We start from the raw sequence: 15,167 nt of genomic DNA, 5'->3' as shown, positions 1-15,167 counted from the left end.
GCGGATTCAGGGACACCTTTTCGTTACCGTCCTTGCTTACCATCTGCTGTGCGTCATCCAGAGGACGCTTCGCGAAAGCGGAATTCGTCACCACTGGGCCACCTTGCGAACGCATCTGAGTGGCCAGGTGCGGGTGACCACCAGCATGGTCAATGACAAAGGGCAGGTCATTCACATACGACACACGTCCGAGCCGGAACCGGTTCACGTGAAAATTTACAATGCTCTCGGGCTGCCGGTACGACCATTAAGGAGGCTGACCACCATCGAATGAAAAATTTGTAGTGTAGAATTTGAAAACACTCTACAACAAAATCAGTAACTTACACACAAAAGTGACAAACTTGGGCTAGGGCAGCTGGATCTTGGGGGTGCGGCCGTCTTCCAAGGCGCCTGCATCCGGGGCGCGGTAGAGCACCACGATGTGTCCCAGGAGCTGCACGAAGTGGGCTCCGACGCTTTGCGCCAAAGCCCGGGCCTGCTCCTTTTTCGGCCCTTCCTCGTCGGAAAGATCCGCCCACTTCACCTTGATCAGTTCGTGGTTGAGGAGCTGTTTTCGAATCTCGGAGATCACCCCCGGGGTGATCCCCTCTTGGCCAATCCGGACCACCGGCCGGAGCTTGTGGGCCAACGATTTAAGATGGCCCCGCTGTTTGCCGCTCAGTTCTCCGCTGGGGACGGGCGTCCAGTCCAGTTGGGACAGATCCACCCCCTCCTGCCACCACGGTCCTTTCCCGGGTTTGGAGTTCTTCTTCGTTCCCATAAGATCCCTTTCCTTTTGCGCCCCGACGGGGCGGAATGGCTCCGAAAGCACAAAAAAAGACCCGGCTCCCCCGGGGGAGTCGGATCCCGTCGCTTGTCTCTCTCCATACCCTATTCCAGATAAGGCTTCAAGGTTTCCTGCTTGCTGGGGTGACGCAGCTTGCGAAGAGCCTTCTTTTCGATCTGGCGGATCCGCTCCTTGGAAACCTTGAAGTTCCTGCCGATCTTCTCAAGGGTTTCGCCCGGCCGGCCGTTCAAGCCGAACCGGAGGCGCAGGATCTTTTCCTCGCGGGGCTGAAGGCTGGCCAACAGCTCCCGGGTGAGTTCCGCCAGCTCGTGGGCTTCACAGCCTTCCACGGGGGATTCGGATTCCTCGTCTTCGATGAAGTCGCACAGGCGTTGTTCGTCCTCTCCCACCGGCATCTCCAGGGACAGGGGTTGAGCCACCAGGTTGAGCACCATCTCCACCTTTTCTTCCGGGATGTTGGCGCGCTCGCTGATCTCCTCCGGGGTGGGCTCCCGCCCCAGCTCCTTCACCAGTTCGTGGAACACCTTGAAGAAGAGGTTCTTCAGTTCGATAAAGTGCACCGGCAAACGGATGGTCCGCGTCTTGTCGTAAATGCCGCGGATGATGCTCTGGCGCACCCACCAGGTGGCATAGGTGCTGAATCGATTGCCCTTGGTGTGGTCGTAGCGTCCCACCGCCTTCATGAGCCCCAGGTTGCCTTCCTGGATCAGGTCATCGAAACTCATGCCCCGTCCCCGATACCTCTTGGCGATGCTCAAGACGAGGCGCAAATTGGATTTCACCATGTGGTGCTTGGCCTCCTCGATGCGGGCCATGATCTCGTCGCAACGCCTTCGAAGGTCGCCGAACAGAGCCTCCTCCGGGTAATCGCGGCAAGCCTGGTGCAGCGTTCGGGAAATGACCTTGAGGATCTTGTCCCGCACACCGGGAAAACTCTTTTCCTGGGACAGGAGCTTGTGCACCTTACCCCTCAGATCCTGGAGCAGGGGGTGGGCCTCTGCATGATCCTCCACCAGGCGCACCAGTGCGTCCTGGCCGTCGCGGATACGCTTGGCCAGCTCGATCTCCATCTCCGGCGTCAGCAGCGGGTAGGAGGAAACTTCCTTCAAGTAGCAGGTGACATGATCCTCATCGAAATCATCCACGGGATCCTCCCTTTCCTGCTCCGACTCGTTCAGCGACCCCGCCGGATCGTCGGCTGCCGTCAACGCCCGGGGATCGCCACCGATTTCCAGATTGTCTCGATGCTCATCCACCAGATCATCCTCATCTAGTTGCTCGTGAGCCATTTCTTCGTCGGATCCCAGGATTCCCAGCTCCAGGAGGCGCTCGAATCCATCTTCCACCTCCCCCTTGGGGCGAAACCTTTCGAGAGGATCATAGCGGTCCTGATGGTATCCTTTCATGGCGACCCCTCCTCATGGGGAAACCCTAGGCCCTCTATGTTTCAACGGGGAATCAATCGATCCTTGGCACCTCCTTTTTGCCCTCGGCCGAACGGGACAATCCACCCTCTGCATGGAATCATTGCCTCGCCGGTCTTTTAAAAACTAAGAATCGTTGACGATCGGGTCAATCCGGCGTCCGTCCTTCAGGCGATCCTTGCAAGTGAAGGGTTTGAGCCACTTACGGGGAGAAAGAGTGAGTGAAATCCACCGCTTTGAGAAAAGGGTCGGTGAATCGCGCGGGAGTGGGTTGTCGTCACTCAGATGCGAATTTCGACAACATCACCATCTTGAAGCACATAATCCTTTTGGACCATCTGTCCATCGAAGACTTCAGTCCCCCATATTCTAGCAAACTTCAGTTTGTGGACAAAGTCTTTGTGAATTTTTTCCGCAAGATCCTGCAGGGTGCTCTTTCTCGGCAGGACGAACGGCGCGGTGCGATCGGGTTCCTTGCCGGGGGCTTTCGTGTAAACACGAATGATATTGCAGGCTTCGAAAGTCCGATCCAGCAAGTCGTGAAGGCCGAAACCGGTCCGCGTGGAGATGGGGACGCAGGGCAGTGGGCATTCCGCCAATTCCACGAAGGCCTGGAAATCTTCCAGGTCGTGTTGCGAGTCCACCTTGTTGACCGCCACCAGGGTCTTCTTGATGAAAGGCCTCTTCGGGAGGTCCTGGGGGACGGGGCAGCCGTCGGGGTAGATGCGGAGCTGGGCCAGAACATCCAGGGTTTCCTGGAGCTGGCCCAAAGGATCCGCCTGAAGGTCCACCAGCAGGAGGATAAGATCGCTTCTTCGAATCAGATCGGCCATCCAGGGATCCACGTAAGTCCTGTTGACGGGAGGCGTATCGATGAACTGGAACTGAATGTTCTCGTAGGGCACCATGCCGGGCGTGGGCTTCCAGGTGCTGTGGGGAAAATCCGCCACTTCCGGCTGCGCGTTGCTCAGGGTCCCCACCAGCGAGGATTTTCCCGTGTTGGGCGCCCCCACGACCACCACCTGCGCGGCTCCTTCCTTGTCGATCTGGTAGGCGGTGCTCTGCTTGCCTCCCCCTTTTTTCTGTTGGGCCTGGGATTTGAACTTGGCGATCTTTCGGCGCAGGTCCGCCCTGAGTTTGTCGGTGCCCTTGTGTTTGGGCATGATGGTGAGCATTTCCTCGAGGGCCTCGATCTTGTCCTCGGGGGTCTTGGCTTCCCGGTACCGCTTTTCCGCTTCGAAGTAGGGGGGAGGCAGGTTGGCCGGCATCGTCCACGTCTCCTTTGCGCAGATCAGGTGTCCGCCGAAAAGAGAGTACGGGAAGTTGTCCGTTCTTGTCAATTGGAGGGCCGGAGGGTATAGAGCGGGGCGTTGGGATCGCGTGTCGGGTCCCCATATGCCGAACTTGAGGCGAAGGGAAAGAGGGAGGCTGGTTGGATGAAGTGTCCGCAATGCGGCGAAAGGCTGGTCTGGATCCGTCGGTGACGGCAGCAACTCTGGCGGTGCAGGTCGTGCCGACGCGATTACCGTTTGGAAGATCTTCACGAACTCATGGACGAAGAACTGGAGGAGCAGCTCGGCTGGATACGGGCCGACAGACTGTAGGGGTGCCGACAGGCGGGAGGGGCGCCAACAGACTGTAGGGGCGGGGTTTATCCCCGCCCGCTAAGCGTGCGGTGATGGAGAAATCGGACAGAAAAAACGCTCTGTCCGGGCAAAAGACAGATCCTTCGCCGAGCTCCAGGAGCTTGTCCAAAAATGTTTTTCCGGCTTGGAAGGCCGGGCCCACCCCTCCCATTGTAGCCGCGGGGCTTCAGCCCCGCGGAAAGGGTCATCGTAAAACTATGAAGTGACAGGAAATACGCGATGGCCTATCCGACGGCCGGGAATTCTTCCTCAGCCCTAAAGGGCTTCGCTACGAGAAAAGAGGTCGTCCGCGGCGTTCTCGGACAGCCTCTTAGGAGGGTGTCCTAGAATGACTGATTTCCGCTGTTCAACGCCCATTCGTCATCCCCGCGAAGCTTGTCCCCGGCTTGAACGGGGAGCGGGGATCTAAAATTTCCAGTAAGTTACGGACTCCCGCTTGCGCGGGAGTGACGGGTGGCGGCGTTTTCGGGCAGCTTCCTAGCCCAGTTTCTCCCGGAGGATGGCCTGGGCCTTTTCCAGGGCTTCCTCCAGCTTTTCCGGCCGGCTTCCCCCGGCCTGGGCCATGTCGGGCCGGCCGCCGCCGCTTCCGCCCACCACCTGAGCCACTTCCTTGATGAGATCCCCCGCGTGCACTTTTGGGGTCAGGTCCTTGGTCACGCCTACCAGCAGGAAGACCTTGCCGTCGTGGGCGGCGCCGAGCACCACCACGCCGCTGGGAATGCGCTCCTTGAACCGGTCGTTGATCTCCCGGAGCGCCTTGGGGCTGATGGCTTCGACCCGGCTCACCAGGACCTTGGCTCCCCCGATCTCCTGGGCCTGGTCCAGCAGGTCGGCCGACTTCCGGGCCGTCAGGGAGGCCTTGAGGGCTTCCAGCTGCTTTTCCAGATCCTTGTTGTGGGCCAGGAGCCGCTCCACCTTTTCGGGGACCTCTTCCGGGAGGGATTTGAGGCGGCGGGCCGCAGCCGAGAGGGTCTCCCTCTGCTTCTGCCAGTAGGCCAGGGCATGGCGGCCCGTCATGGCCTCGATGCGGCGCACCCCGGCCGCCACGCTGGTTTCCTGGACGATCACGAACGTACCGATATCCCCGGTGCGTTCCGTGTGGGTGCCGCCGCAAAGTTCCTTGCTGAAGTCCAGGATTTCCACGAGTCGCACCGTGTCCCCGTACTTTTCCTCGAACAGGGCCACCGCGCCCGAGCGGAGAGCCTCCTCGAAGCCCATGACCTGCACCTGGAGCGGCCTGTTTTCCCGGATGGCCTCGTTGACCCGGGTCTCGATTTCCAACAGTTCCTCTTCCGTCAAGGCCGCAAAGTGGGTGAAGTCGAAGCGGAAGCGTTCCGGGGCCACCAGCGAACCCGACTGCTTCACATGGTCGCCCAGCACGTCCCGGAGCACCCGGTGCAGGATGTGGGTGGCGGTGTGGTTGAGGGCTGTATCCTTGCGGCTCTGGGCGTCCACGCTGAGAGTGACCGTCTGTGCCGGCCGCAGGGATCCCTTTTCCACCCGGGCCACATGGACCCAGATGTCGCCCGGAAGCCGCAACGTATCCGTGACGGCGGCTTCGCCTTCGGGGCCCACGAGCCGCCCCTTGTCGCCCACCTGCCCGCCGGCTTCCCCGTAGAAGGGAGTCCGGTCCGTCACCACCTCAACGGTCGATCCGCTCGGAGCGGCGTCCACCAGCTTCCCGTCCCGGACGAGCGCCACGATCCGGGCCTGGGCTTCCAGCTGCTCATAGCCCACGAATTCCGACCGCACGCCCTGGGAAGACAGGGTCCGATAGGCTTCGCTGATTTCCCTCTCTCCGCTTCCCTTCCAGTGCTTGCGGGACTGTTCCCGCTGTTTCTCCATCCGTTCTTCGAACCCGGCCTCGTCCACCCCCATGCCCATCTTACGGGCCATGTCGGTGACGATGTCGATGGGAAATCCGTAGGTGTCGTAGAGCTTGAAGATGAGGTCGCCCGGGACGGTCTGCGCCCCTTCGTCCCGGAGGCGGTTCATCTCGTTTTGGAGCAGCCGGAGGCCGTGGTCCAGGGTTTCGCTGAAACGCTCCTCCTCGTGCAGGATCACCTTGGTGATGTAACTTCTGTTTTCCAGAAGTTCCGGATAGGTGTCGGCCATGGATTCCATGACCGCCACCACCACCTGGTGGAGGAACGGGCGGTTGAGGCCGAGAAAACGCCCGTGACGGAGAGCCCGCCGGATGACGCGCCTCAGGACGTAGCCCCGTCCCTCGTTGCTGGGCAGCACACCGTCGCCGATGAGGAAGGCGGCCGCCCGGCCGTGATCGGCGATCACCCGAAAGGAGGCGTCCTTTTCGGGATCGGTGCCGTAAGTGAGCCCTGAAAGAGCCCCGATGGCTTCCATCATGGGGGCGAACAGGTCCGTGTCGTAGTTGGACGGGACCTTTTGGATCACGGCGGCGATCCGTTCCAGGCCCATGCCGGTGTCGATGCTGGGCTTGGGCAGCGGGTGCAGGACTCCGTCCTCGGTCCGGTTGAACTGCATGAAGACCAGGTTCCACAGCTCCAGGTACCGGTCGCAGTCACATCCGGGGCGGCAGTCGGGCCGGCCGCATCCCATGGCCTCGCCCTGGTCGATGAGGATTTCGGAACAGGGACCGCAGGGGCCCGTGTCCCCCATGGCCCAGAAGTTGTCCTTGGTGGAAAATTTCAGGATTCGTTCCGCCGGCAGGTACTTTTTCCAGTAGCCTTCCGCTTCTTCGTCGGGGCCCAGGTTCATGGCCGCGTCGCCTTCGTGGATGGTGGCGTAGAGCTTGTCCTTGGGCAGCCCCATGTGCTCGGTCAGAAATTCCCAGGCGAATTGAATGGCTTCTTCCTTGAAATAGTCCCCGAAGGAAAAGTTGCCGAGCATCTCGAAGAAGGTGTGGTGGCGCGCGGTGTATCCCACGTTTTCCAGGTCGTTGTGTTTGCCTCCGGCGCGCATGCACTTCTGGCTGGTGGCGGCGCGGGTGTAAGGCCGTTTCTCCTCCCCGAGAAAGCACCTCTTGAATTGGTTCATCCCCGCGTTGGTGAACAGCAGCGTGGGGTCGTCATGGGGGATGAGCGATGAGCTCTTGACCACGGTGTGTCCGTGTTCCTGGAAGTATTCCAGAAATTTCTTTCGGATCTCGCGTGCTTTCATCAGGGGGTTCTCCTCTCCGGATAAGATCTTCGCGTCGTCTTCGCCGACAGCGGGATCAGGAATCGACGGCCTCCACGTCGGGCAAGGTCGGCAGGAAGTGGCGTTCCCGCACCTTGTTTTCGATCTCCTGCAGCAGGTCGGTGTGTTCCCGCAGGAAGTTCTTGACGTTTTCCCGCCCCTGGCCCAGGCGTTCGCCGTCGTAGGAATACCACGTACCCGATTTTTCGATGATGTTGGCGGCCACGGCCAGGTCGAGCACATCGCCTTCCCTGGAAATGCCCCGCCCGTAGACCACATCGAACTCGGCTTCCTTGAAGGGGGGAGCGATCTTGTTTTTGACCACCTTCACCCGGGTGCGGTTGCCCACCACCTCCTGGCCTTCCTTGATGGGTCCGATCCTGCGGATGTCCAGGCGCTGGGTGGCGTAGAACTTGAGCGCATTGCCGCCCGTGGTCGTTTCGGGCGATCCGTACATGGTCCCGATCTTCATGCGGATCTGGTTGATGAAGATGACGCAGGTCCGGGACTTGCTGATGCTGGCGGTGAGCTTGCGAAGGGCCTGGCTCATGAGCCGGGCCTGGAGGCCCACGTGGGGGTCGCCCATCTCCCCTTCGATCTCCGCCTTGGGCACGAGAGCGGCCACCGAGTCGATGACGATCACGTCGATGGCGTTGCTTCGCACCAGGATCTCGGCGATCTCCAGGGCCTGTTCGCCGTAATCGGGCTGGCTGATCAAAAGATCGTCCACGTTCACGCCCAGCTTCCGGGCATAATGGACGTCCAGGGCGTGCTCGGCGTCGATGAACGCCGCCAGTCCTCCCTTTTTCTGGGCCTCGGCGATCACATGGAGGGCCAGGGTGGTCTTGCCGGAAGATTCCGGCCCGTAGATCTCCACGATGCGGCCTCGAGGAACGCCGCCGATGCCCAGAGCCAGGTCCAGGGACAGGCACCCGGTTGAGATGACGGGTATTTCCACGGCATGGGACCCTTCTCCCAGCCGCATGATGGATCCTTTACCGCACTGGCGCTCAATCTGCGCCATGGCGATGTCGATGGCCTTCTGTCGGTCGTCGGGTGCCGTCATGGACGGTCCTCCTGATCGTCTCGGGTGTCGTCAATCATCAGGCCGGACCTCCCAGGGGGATGCGGTGGAGCGGTGTGTAACGGGCGCCGTCCGGCCTCAAATCGCTCTTATACAATAGCACTTGGGACACGTCAAAAACTACGCCTTCGAAGGATTGTCCCGCCAGAAGGGCCTCCTGGAGTCCCTTCAGGTTTCGGGATCCCTTCACCCTCCCGATGGTCAGGTGGGCTCGAAACGGGCGGTTTTCCGGCGGATATCCCAGGGGCGCCAGAGCTTCTTCCACCTTCCCGTGGAGCGCTTTCAGGGCATGGAGATTTCCCTGCACGCCGACCCAGACGACCCGCATGTTTTTGAGGGTCGGGAAGGCGCCGCACCCCGCGGGCTGAAGTCGGAAAGGCGGCTGATCGGAAACGGCTTCGGAAAGGGCCCGGGCCATGTCCTTGATGCGCTCCGGCGGAACGTCTCCCAGGAACTTGAGGGTGAGGTGGACCCGGTCCACGGGGATCCAGCGCACGGGAACATCCCTTTGCCTCAGGGGGGCCACGAAGGTCTCCAGAGATCTCTGGACGGGTTCCGGCAGATCCAGGGCCACAAAGGTTCGAATCATGGCTTGAGCCTCCTCCACAAGAGGGTCAGAGCGGCATGAGCCGACTGCTGCTGAATGCGCTCACGGCTTCCGTGGAACAGGCACCGCTTGACCACGGTCCGGTCCCCTGCGGCACATCCCACAAAGACGGTCCCCACGGGCTTTTCGAGGCTCCCCCCCGTGGGGCCGGCGATGCCGGTCACGGCCAGAGCCGCCTCCACCCCGGCCTTGTCCCGGGCGCCCTCGGCCATGGCGCGGCAGACGGCCTCGCTCACCGCGCCGTGGGCCGCCAGGATCTCCGGAGGAACTCCCAGCAGCTCCTCCTTGGCACGATTGCTGTAAGTCACGTAGCCCCGCTCGAAGTAGTCGGAGGCTCCCGGAACGCGGGTGATCCTGCGGGCCAGGAGGCCTCCGGTGCACGATTCGGCCACGGCCAGCATCCATCCCTTCTCCTTGAGCAGACGGCCGACCACCACTTCCAGGGACTCGTCGTCCCGGCCGCTCACGTGTTCGCCGCCGAGAAGGGCCGTCACGCGGGCTTCCGCCTTGTCCAAGGCCTCGGCCACTTCCGCTTCGCTTCGTCCCACGGCCAGAAGCGTGACCCAGTTTTCCCCCACCTGGGGAAGGTAACCCAGCACCACGCCCGTTTCCACCGGGTCGAATCCCTGGAGGCGCTGGTTGATCTCCGCTTCCATCATTTCCTGGACGCGGAGGATTCGCTTTCGAGTGACGGGGCGATGGGGGAACCGGCGTTTCAGATCCGGGAGCACGATGTCGTCCAAAAGGGTTTCCATCTCGTAGGGAACGCCGGGCAGAAAGTAGCAGGGCACGCCCTGGTGTTCCAGGAAGAACCCGGCCATGGGCCGACCCGGGGCCATCTTGGTGGCCCCTCGGGGAAGTTCGGCAAGCCTCTGGATGCGGTGATTCCACGGGGTGCCCGTGGTTCGGGTGCGTTCCTTGAGTCGCTCCAGGTCCGAAGGGTCCACCGCCAGCGGAAGCGAAAACGCCCGGGCCACCGCTTCCTTGGTGCGATCGTCGTCCGTGGGGCCCAAACCTCCCGTGACGATCAGGAAGGCGGATACGGGCAAGAGCTGCTGCAGGGCCGCGGCAATGGCTTCTTCCCGGTCTTCCACGGTGATCACCCGTTCCAGGCGGAATCCGTTGGCGCGGAGCGCCACGGCGATATGGTGGGCGTTGGTGTTGAGAATATCGCCCAGCAGGATTTCATCCCCGATGGTCAGCAGGGACCCCCCCACATGCGGTGCCGTCTCCGGTGTCATCTCCCCTCCTTCGAAATCCGACTTCCTCAACGCCTTCCCCTCGCCCCTCTCTCCATCCTCCATCCTCCATCCTCCATCCCCCATCTCCCATCTCCCGTCACCCATCACTCGTCACTCATCACTCATTACTTATCACTCATCCCCCGCGCCAGGCGCTTCGCTTCCTCATAGACGTGGAGAATGGAAACGTTGTGCTCCCGAGCCGCCCGCTTGCAATCGTCGTATTCCGGCTGGATCCGGCTGGATCCGTCCGGGGCATGGGCTTCCTTCACGGTCACGGAGCCCCACGGCGTGGGCACCTGGAAGGTGCGGCGGGGGAGTTCCGCACGTTCCACGGCGTACCAGCGCACGCCCAGGGTGGAGCTGTCCGAAAAGATTCTTCGGAGAATGGCGTCTTTCTTTTCCGGTTCCGCCAGGACGCGTACCAGCACGGCCGGCCGGTTCTTCTTCATGTGCATGGGAATCAGGGAAACGTCCAGGGCTCCGTCCCGGAGGCATCCTTCCAGGAGGTGGTCGTAGAATTCCGGGTTCATGTCGTCGATGTGGGTTTCCAGGACGAGGAGCGGCCTGGATGGAAGCTCGGCCTTTCTTTCTCCCACCAGGAGGCGCAGCACGTTGGGCGGGTTCGCTTCGGGGTGGCTTCCCACCCCGTAGCCCACCTTTTCCAGGATCATGGAAGGCATCGGCCCGAAGGTGCGGCAGACGGTGGTGAGAATGGCCGCTCCCGTGGGGGTGACCAGCTCGCGAGACGCACCTCCGGAACGAACCGGCACCCCTCCCAGCAGCGCCACCGTGGCCGGCGCGGGCAGGGGCAGGCGGCCGTGGGAGCACTCCACGAACCCATGGCCCAGGGGAAGGGGGGAGCAGGCGGCATGGCGGATTCCCAGCAATTCCAGGCCCAGGACCGCCCCCACGACGTCCACCAGGGTGTCCAGGGCCCCCACTTCGTGGAAGTGGACTTCTTCCGGATCCATGCCGTGCACCCGCGCTTCGGCCTCGGCCAGTCTTTGCAGGATCCGCAGGGACGTTTCCTTGACCGTCTCCGGCAGGCGGGATCGCTCCAGGAGCGACTTCAGATCCCGGTAATGCCGGTGGGGCTGGGGGTTTTCCTCATGGACCACCAGCCGCGTGCCCGTGATGGCTCCCCGGGCTTCTCGGCGTGTTTCCAGGCTCCAACCCGGGAGGTTCAAGGCTTCCAGGCCGTTTTCCAGTTCCTGTTGCGGAAGTCCGGCATCCAGCAAGGCGCCCAGGATCATGTCGCCGCTGGCGCCGGAAAAGGCGTCGAAATAGGCGATGTGCATGGGTTCAACGGGCCTCCGGTGGGAAGATTCTTTCCAAGGCTTGGTCCATGTGGTCTACGGGTACGAAGGTCGCTTTCCTTAGGATGTAGGACGGCAGTTCCCGGACGTCTCTCAGGTTTTCCCGGGGAATGAGGACTTCCTTCAGGCCGTTTCGGACCGCGGCCAGGGCCTTTTCCTTGAAGCCGCCCACCGGCAGCACGTCTCCCAGCAGCGAGATTTCCCCGGTCATTGCCACGGCCTTTCGGAGAGGCCGTTCCAGCAGCGCGGAAACCATCGCCGAACAGAGGGCCATGCCCGCCGACGGTCCGTCCTTGGGGATGGCTCCCGCCGGCACGTGGATGTGGATGTCCGTCCTTTCGTGGAAGTCCGGCTCCAGGCCCAGCAACCGGTACCGGGTGCGAATGAAGGTGAGCGCCGCCCGGGCGGATTCCTTCATCACCTGTCCCAAGTGCCCCGTGAGGATGAGTTCGCCCTTGCCGGGCATGACGGCCGTCTCCACCCGCAGCACCTCGCCTCCGTGGGGCGTCCAGGCCAGGGCCATGGCGACTCCCGGAATGGAGGGCGCCACGCTCGCGGGATTGTTCGGCTGGGGAGGTCCCAGGAGTTGCGGCAGATGGGTTCGGGTGATCCGGAAGGGAGGGGCCGCCCCTTCCGCCAACCGGCGGGCCACCTTGCGGCAGAGCGTGGCCAGGGCCCGCTCCAGCTGGCGCACCCCGGATTCCCGCGTGTGGGATCGGACGATCTCCACCAGGGCCGGCCCGCTCAGTTCCAGTGTGCCCGATTCCAGGCCGCTTTCCCGGATCTGCCGGGGAAGCAGGTAGGCGGATGCGATGGCCACCTTTTCCTTTTCCGTGTATCCGGACAGATAGAGCACCTCCATGCGGTCCACCAGCGCCGGAGGCACGTTTTCCAGGCTGTTGGCGGTGGCGATGAAAAGAACCCTGGACAGGTCGAACGGAACGTTCAGGTAGTGGTCCGAAAAGGTGCTGTTCTGTTCGGGGTCCAGCACTTCCAGAAGGGCCGCGGCGGGGTCTCCGCGGGCGTCGGAGCCGATCTTGTCGATTTCGTCCAGCATGAAGACCGGATTGTTGGTTCCGGCCGTGCGCAGTCCCTGGACGATCCGCCCGGGCATGGCTCCCAGATAGGTGCGCCGGTGGCCGCGAATTTCCGCTTCGTCCCGGATGCCTCCCAGGGACAGCCGGACGAACCGGCGGCCCATGGCCTTGGCGATGGACCGGCCCAGAGACGTCTTGCCCACGCCGGGCGGGCCCACCAGGCACAGTATGGCGCCCTTGACCTGGCCTTTCAGGCTGCAGACGCCCAGGAAATCCAGAATGCGGTCCTTGACCTTCTCCATGTTGTGGTGGTCGGCGTCCAGCACGGCCGCGGCGGCCTTGAGATCCAGTCGGTCCGGGGTGCTGTGCTTCCAGGGCATCTCGATGAGCCAGTCCAGGTAGGTGCGCACCACGGCCGCTTCGGCGGCGTCCGCCTGCATCATGGCCAGCCGGTCCAGTTCGCGCAGGGCTTCCCGGCGGGCCTCCGGGGACATCTGGGCCGCTTCGATCTTTTCCCGGTATTGGGCGATTTCCCTTTCTTCGTCCCATTCGCCCAGTTCCCGGCGGATGGCGTGGAGCTGTTCGCGAAGGTACCTTTCCCGCTGGCGGCGAAGCAGGGCGTTCTGGGCCTCCGATTCGATTTCCACCTGCACTTCGGCCTTCTGCAGCTCCTCCAGGAGCAGGGAAGCCACCCGGCGGAGCCGGGCGATCGGATCCGGCATGGCCATGAGATCGCAGCAGTCCTGGGGGTTCAGGTGGAGATTGAAGGCGAGGAGGTCCGCCAGCCGGCCCGGGGTGGCGGCGCCCTGGAGGACGGCGTCGGCGTCGGCGGCGTTCATGCCGCGAAGCATGAAGAGCTTCACCCCCATGCTTCGCGCCTTTTCCATGAGCTTCAGGGTGGTCGGGTCCGGCTTGTCGTCCGCCTCCACCAAAGGTTCCACGCGAACCAATAAGCCGGTGTCGGAGCGCACCACCCGCCGCACCCGGCCCTTGGCGATGCCCTGAACCAGGATCTTGAGCCTTCCGTCCTCCAGCGAGGTGCTGTTGAGGATCAGGGCCACGCACCCCAGGGTTCCTTCGGCCACGGGGTCTTCGGCATCCAGGCAGGAGGCCTCCAGAGAGCAGGTGGCGAGGAAGAGATAACCTCCCAGGTTCCGGGCCCGATCCACCGCCGCCCGTTCCATGGGGTCGGTGATGAACACGGGCAGGATCATGGCGGGAAAGAGCATCATGTGGCGAAGCGGCAGCAGGGGCAGGTCTTCGGGCCAGTAGGCTGTCGTCATGGCGTGTCTTGTCACCCTCCGGCCTCCCCCATAGCAACGGGTCGATGGGTTGTCAACAAGGATGACTTGACAGCATCCGGGCGCGATGATAGTAGGACTTCACTCAAGCATCGCCCGCGCGCGGAGGGATGGCCGAGTGGTTTAAGGCGGCGGTCTTGAAAACCGTTGGCCGGTTAGCAGCCGGCCCGTGGGTTCGAATCCTACTCCCTCCGCCAAAAGGTTTGTGACGTGGAGAGATGGCCGAGTCGGCTGAAGGCGCTCGCCTGCTAAGCGAGTGTACTCCGAAAGGGGTACCGAGGGTTCGAATCCCTCTCTCTCCGCCAAGTCTACAAGTTAGCCCGGCCTCATCGGCCGGGCTTTTTGTTTTGGTGCCCCCGAGCGTATCCCTCAGCGTACCTCTTTGGATGATCAGACAAGAAGGAACTCCGCGGCACTTGTCAAGCGACACCCAGATTTACGCAATAAGGCGACACCTATTTTTACGCACTTGGCCCCGCGCCAATGCCAAGGTATTCAGCTTGTTGGTCTCCACCTCCGGGAGATCATGGCCCTCTACAACCGGATCATGTGTGCCTCCTACCATACGGGCGGCCGGATCGGGGAGATCCTCAGGCGTGCCTGGGAAGACCTGAACTTTGAACGTCAGTCCGTTCGGCTATGGACTCGCAAGCGTCACGGCGGAGAACTGGAAGAGGGCGCCCTAGCCATGAGCCCTACGCTCAAGAAGACGCTGGAGCGGCGCTGGGCGAACCGACCCCGGGAAAGCCCCTTCGTTTTCTGTAAACCCGACGGATCTCCCTACGACTTCCAGAACAAGCGGAAGGTCATGACGCGCCTTGGCCGGCGTGCGGGAATCCGGATTCCATGCGATCCGCCACCATGTGGCCTCCATCCTGGACGATCCCGGAAAGGCGACCCCGGGCCGGATCCAGAACTTCCTCCGGCACCGGCGCCGCACTACGACCGAACACTACCTGCACGGATTCAGCCGGGACCAAAAGCAGGTGGCCGAGATATTGGAAGGGGCCCAGAGCGCTCGAGAACCAAGAGCGGATGAGGAAAGCGCATGTAAAGCTTGAGGTCTGGAAAAGGGACGGCGGCCGGTATGTCGTTTGCGGGGCTACCGACGAACTTCGCTTCGACTATGTGGTCCCCTATTGCAAGGGAGGTACGTCCCTGATAACCGAGAACGTCCAACTATAATGTGCTCGTCATAACATCCAGAAGCGTGACCGGATTGAATAAAGACCGCCTGTCAATGGCCAATTATTTTGACCCTTTTTTGGACAACAATTTTGACCCACTTGGGACGAAAAAATCAGCCTTGTCGTTTCTGTCTCAGTCGATAGCTTTCCCCTCCCATGATGAAGATGTGTGAATGGTGAATGAGGCGGTCCACGATGGGCACAACGACGTTGTCGTCATGGAAGAACTCGCCCCAGGCGGTAAACTCCTTGTTGGTGGTGATGATCACGGAACGGTATTCGTAAAGGGCGTTGACCAGCTGAAAGAGGTTGTAGCGTGCCTGCCGGCTCATGGGCAGATATCCCAGTTCGTCGATGATCAACAGGTCGAACTTT

General features: G+C 62.1%; 11 protein-coding genes, 2 tRNA genes and 2 pseudogenes. 5 read left to right on the top strand and 10 right to left on the bottom strand.

What is annotated here, in order from left to right:
* Window positions 1-274, top strand: a pseudogene (locus BUB04_RS19515) (IS1634 family transposase); the annotation flags it as partial.
* 75 nt (window positions 275-349) lie between these two features.
* On the opposite strand, the gene yhbY reads toward BUB04_RS19515, so the two are convergent.
* The 9 genes from yhbY to lon form a co-directional block, all read right to left on the bottom strand.
* Window positions 350-664 carry a ribosome assembly RNA-binding protein YhbY gene (yhbY, locus tag BUB04_RS18080; protein ID WP_073042106.1) on the bottom strand — a complete coding sequence of 105 codons (315 nt, stop codon included), beginning with the start codon at window positions 662-664 and terminating at the stop codon, window positions 350-352.
* Between the two features lie 209 nt (window positions 665-873).
* The gene (locus BUB04_RS19510; RefSeq protein WP_073042102.1) at window positions 874-2,196 is read right to left on the bottom strand and encodes a sigma-70 family RNA polymerase sigma factor; all 1,323 of its coding nucleotides are present in this window, start codon (window positions 2,194-2,196) and stop codon (window positions 874-876) included.
* A 299-nt stretch (window positions 2,197-2,495) separates the two neighbouring features.
* Window positions 2,496-3,482: a TGS domain-containing protein gene (locus BUB04_RS18070; RefSeq protein ID WP_073042100.1), complete on the bottom strand. Its 987-nt coding sequence runs from the start codon at window positions 3,480-3,482 to the stop codon at window positions 2,496-2,498.
* An 855-nt stretch (window positions 3,483-4,337) separates the two neighbouring features.
* Entirely contained in the window at window positions 4,338-6,998 is a 2,661-nt protein-coding gene (gene alaS, locus BUB04_RS18065) for an alanine--tRNA ligase (RefSeq protein ID WP_073042098.1), read from the bottom strand.
* A 55-nt stretch (window positions 6,999-7,053) separates the two neighbouring features.
* A complete protein-coding gene (recA, locus tag BUB04_RS18060) occupies window positions 7,054-8,082 on the bottom strand; it encodes a recombinase RecA (RefSeq protein ID WP_073042096.1) in 1,029 nt (342 codons plus the stop codon).
* A gap of 37 nt (window positions 8,083-8,119) precedes the next feature.
* A complete protein-coding gene (gene thpR / locus BUB04_RS18055; RefSeq protein ID WP_073042094.1) occupies window positions 8,120-8,689 on the bottom strand; it encodes an RNA 2',3'-cyclic phosphodiesterase in 570 nt (189 codons plus the stop codon).
* On the bottom strand, window positions 8,686-9,948 hold the full coding sequence (locus tag BUB04_RS18050) for a CinA family nicotinamide mononucleotide deamidase-related protein (RefSeq protein WP_073042104.1): 1,263 nt from the start codon (window positions 9,946-9,948) through the stop codon (window positions 8,686-8,688). Before BUB04_RS18050 ends, thpR begins: the two co-directional genes overlap by 4 nt.
* Window positions 9,949-10,073: 125 nt before the next feature.
* Window positions 10,074-11,249: a nickel pincer cofactor biosynthesis protein LarC gene (larC, locus tag BUB04_RS18045; protein WP_073042092.1), complete on the bottom strand. Its 1,176-nt coding sequence runs from the start codon at window positions 11,247-11,249 to the stop codon at window positions 10,074-10,076.
* Window positions 11,250-11,253: 4 nt separating this feature from the next.
* Window positions 11,254-13,602 (bottom strand): endopeptidase La, encoded by a 2,349-nt coding sequence (lon, locus tag BUB04_RS18040; protein WP_218588525.1) that lies wholly within the window; start codon window positions 13,600-13,602, stop codon window positions 11,254-11,256.
* A 107-nt stretch (window positions 13,603-13,709) separates the two neighbouring features.
* Here lon and BUB04_RS18035 point away from each other — a divergent pair.
* From BUB04_RS18035 to BUB04_RS19995, 4 genes and pseudogenes are all read left to right on the top strand, one after another.
* A tRNA-Ser gene (locus tag BUB04_RS18035) sits at window positions 13,710-13,802 on the top strand.
* A 15-nt stretch (window positions 13,803-13,817) separates the two neighbouring features.
* Window positions 13,818-13,910, top strand: a tRNA-Ser gene (locus BUB04_RS18030).
* A gap of 221 nt (window positions 13,911-14,131) precedes the next feature.
* Window positions 14,132-14,386, top strand: a pseudogene (locus BUB04_RS20350) (tyrosine-type recombinase/integrase); the annotation flags it as partial.
* 37 nt (window positions 14,387-14,423) lie between these two features.
* The gene (locus BUB04_RS19995; protein ID WP_245795236.1) at window positions 14,424-14,666 is read left to right on the top strand and encodes a site-specific integrase; all 243 of its coding nucleotides are present in this window, start codon (window positions 14,424-14,426) and stop codon (window positions 14,664-14,666) included.
* Between the two features lie 239 nt (window positions 14,667-14,905).
* On the opposite strand, the gene BUB04_RS18015 is transcribed toward BUB04_RS19995, so the two are convergent.
* A partial coding sequence (locus tag BUB04_RS18015) for an ATP-binding protein (protein ID WP_178372042.1) occupies window positions 14,906-15,167 on the bottom strand: 262 nt, incomplete at its 5' end.

The sequence above is a fragment of the Desulfacinum infernum DSM 9756 genome (genome assembly GCF_900129305.1).
Taxonomy (GTDB): domain Bacteria; phylum Desulfobacterota; class Syntrophobacteria; order Syntrophobacterales; family DSM-9756; genus Desulfacinum; species Desulfacinum infernum.
This window is presented reverse-complemented; position numbering and strand designations above follow the sequence as displayed.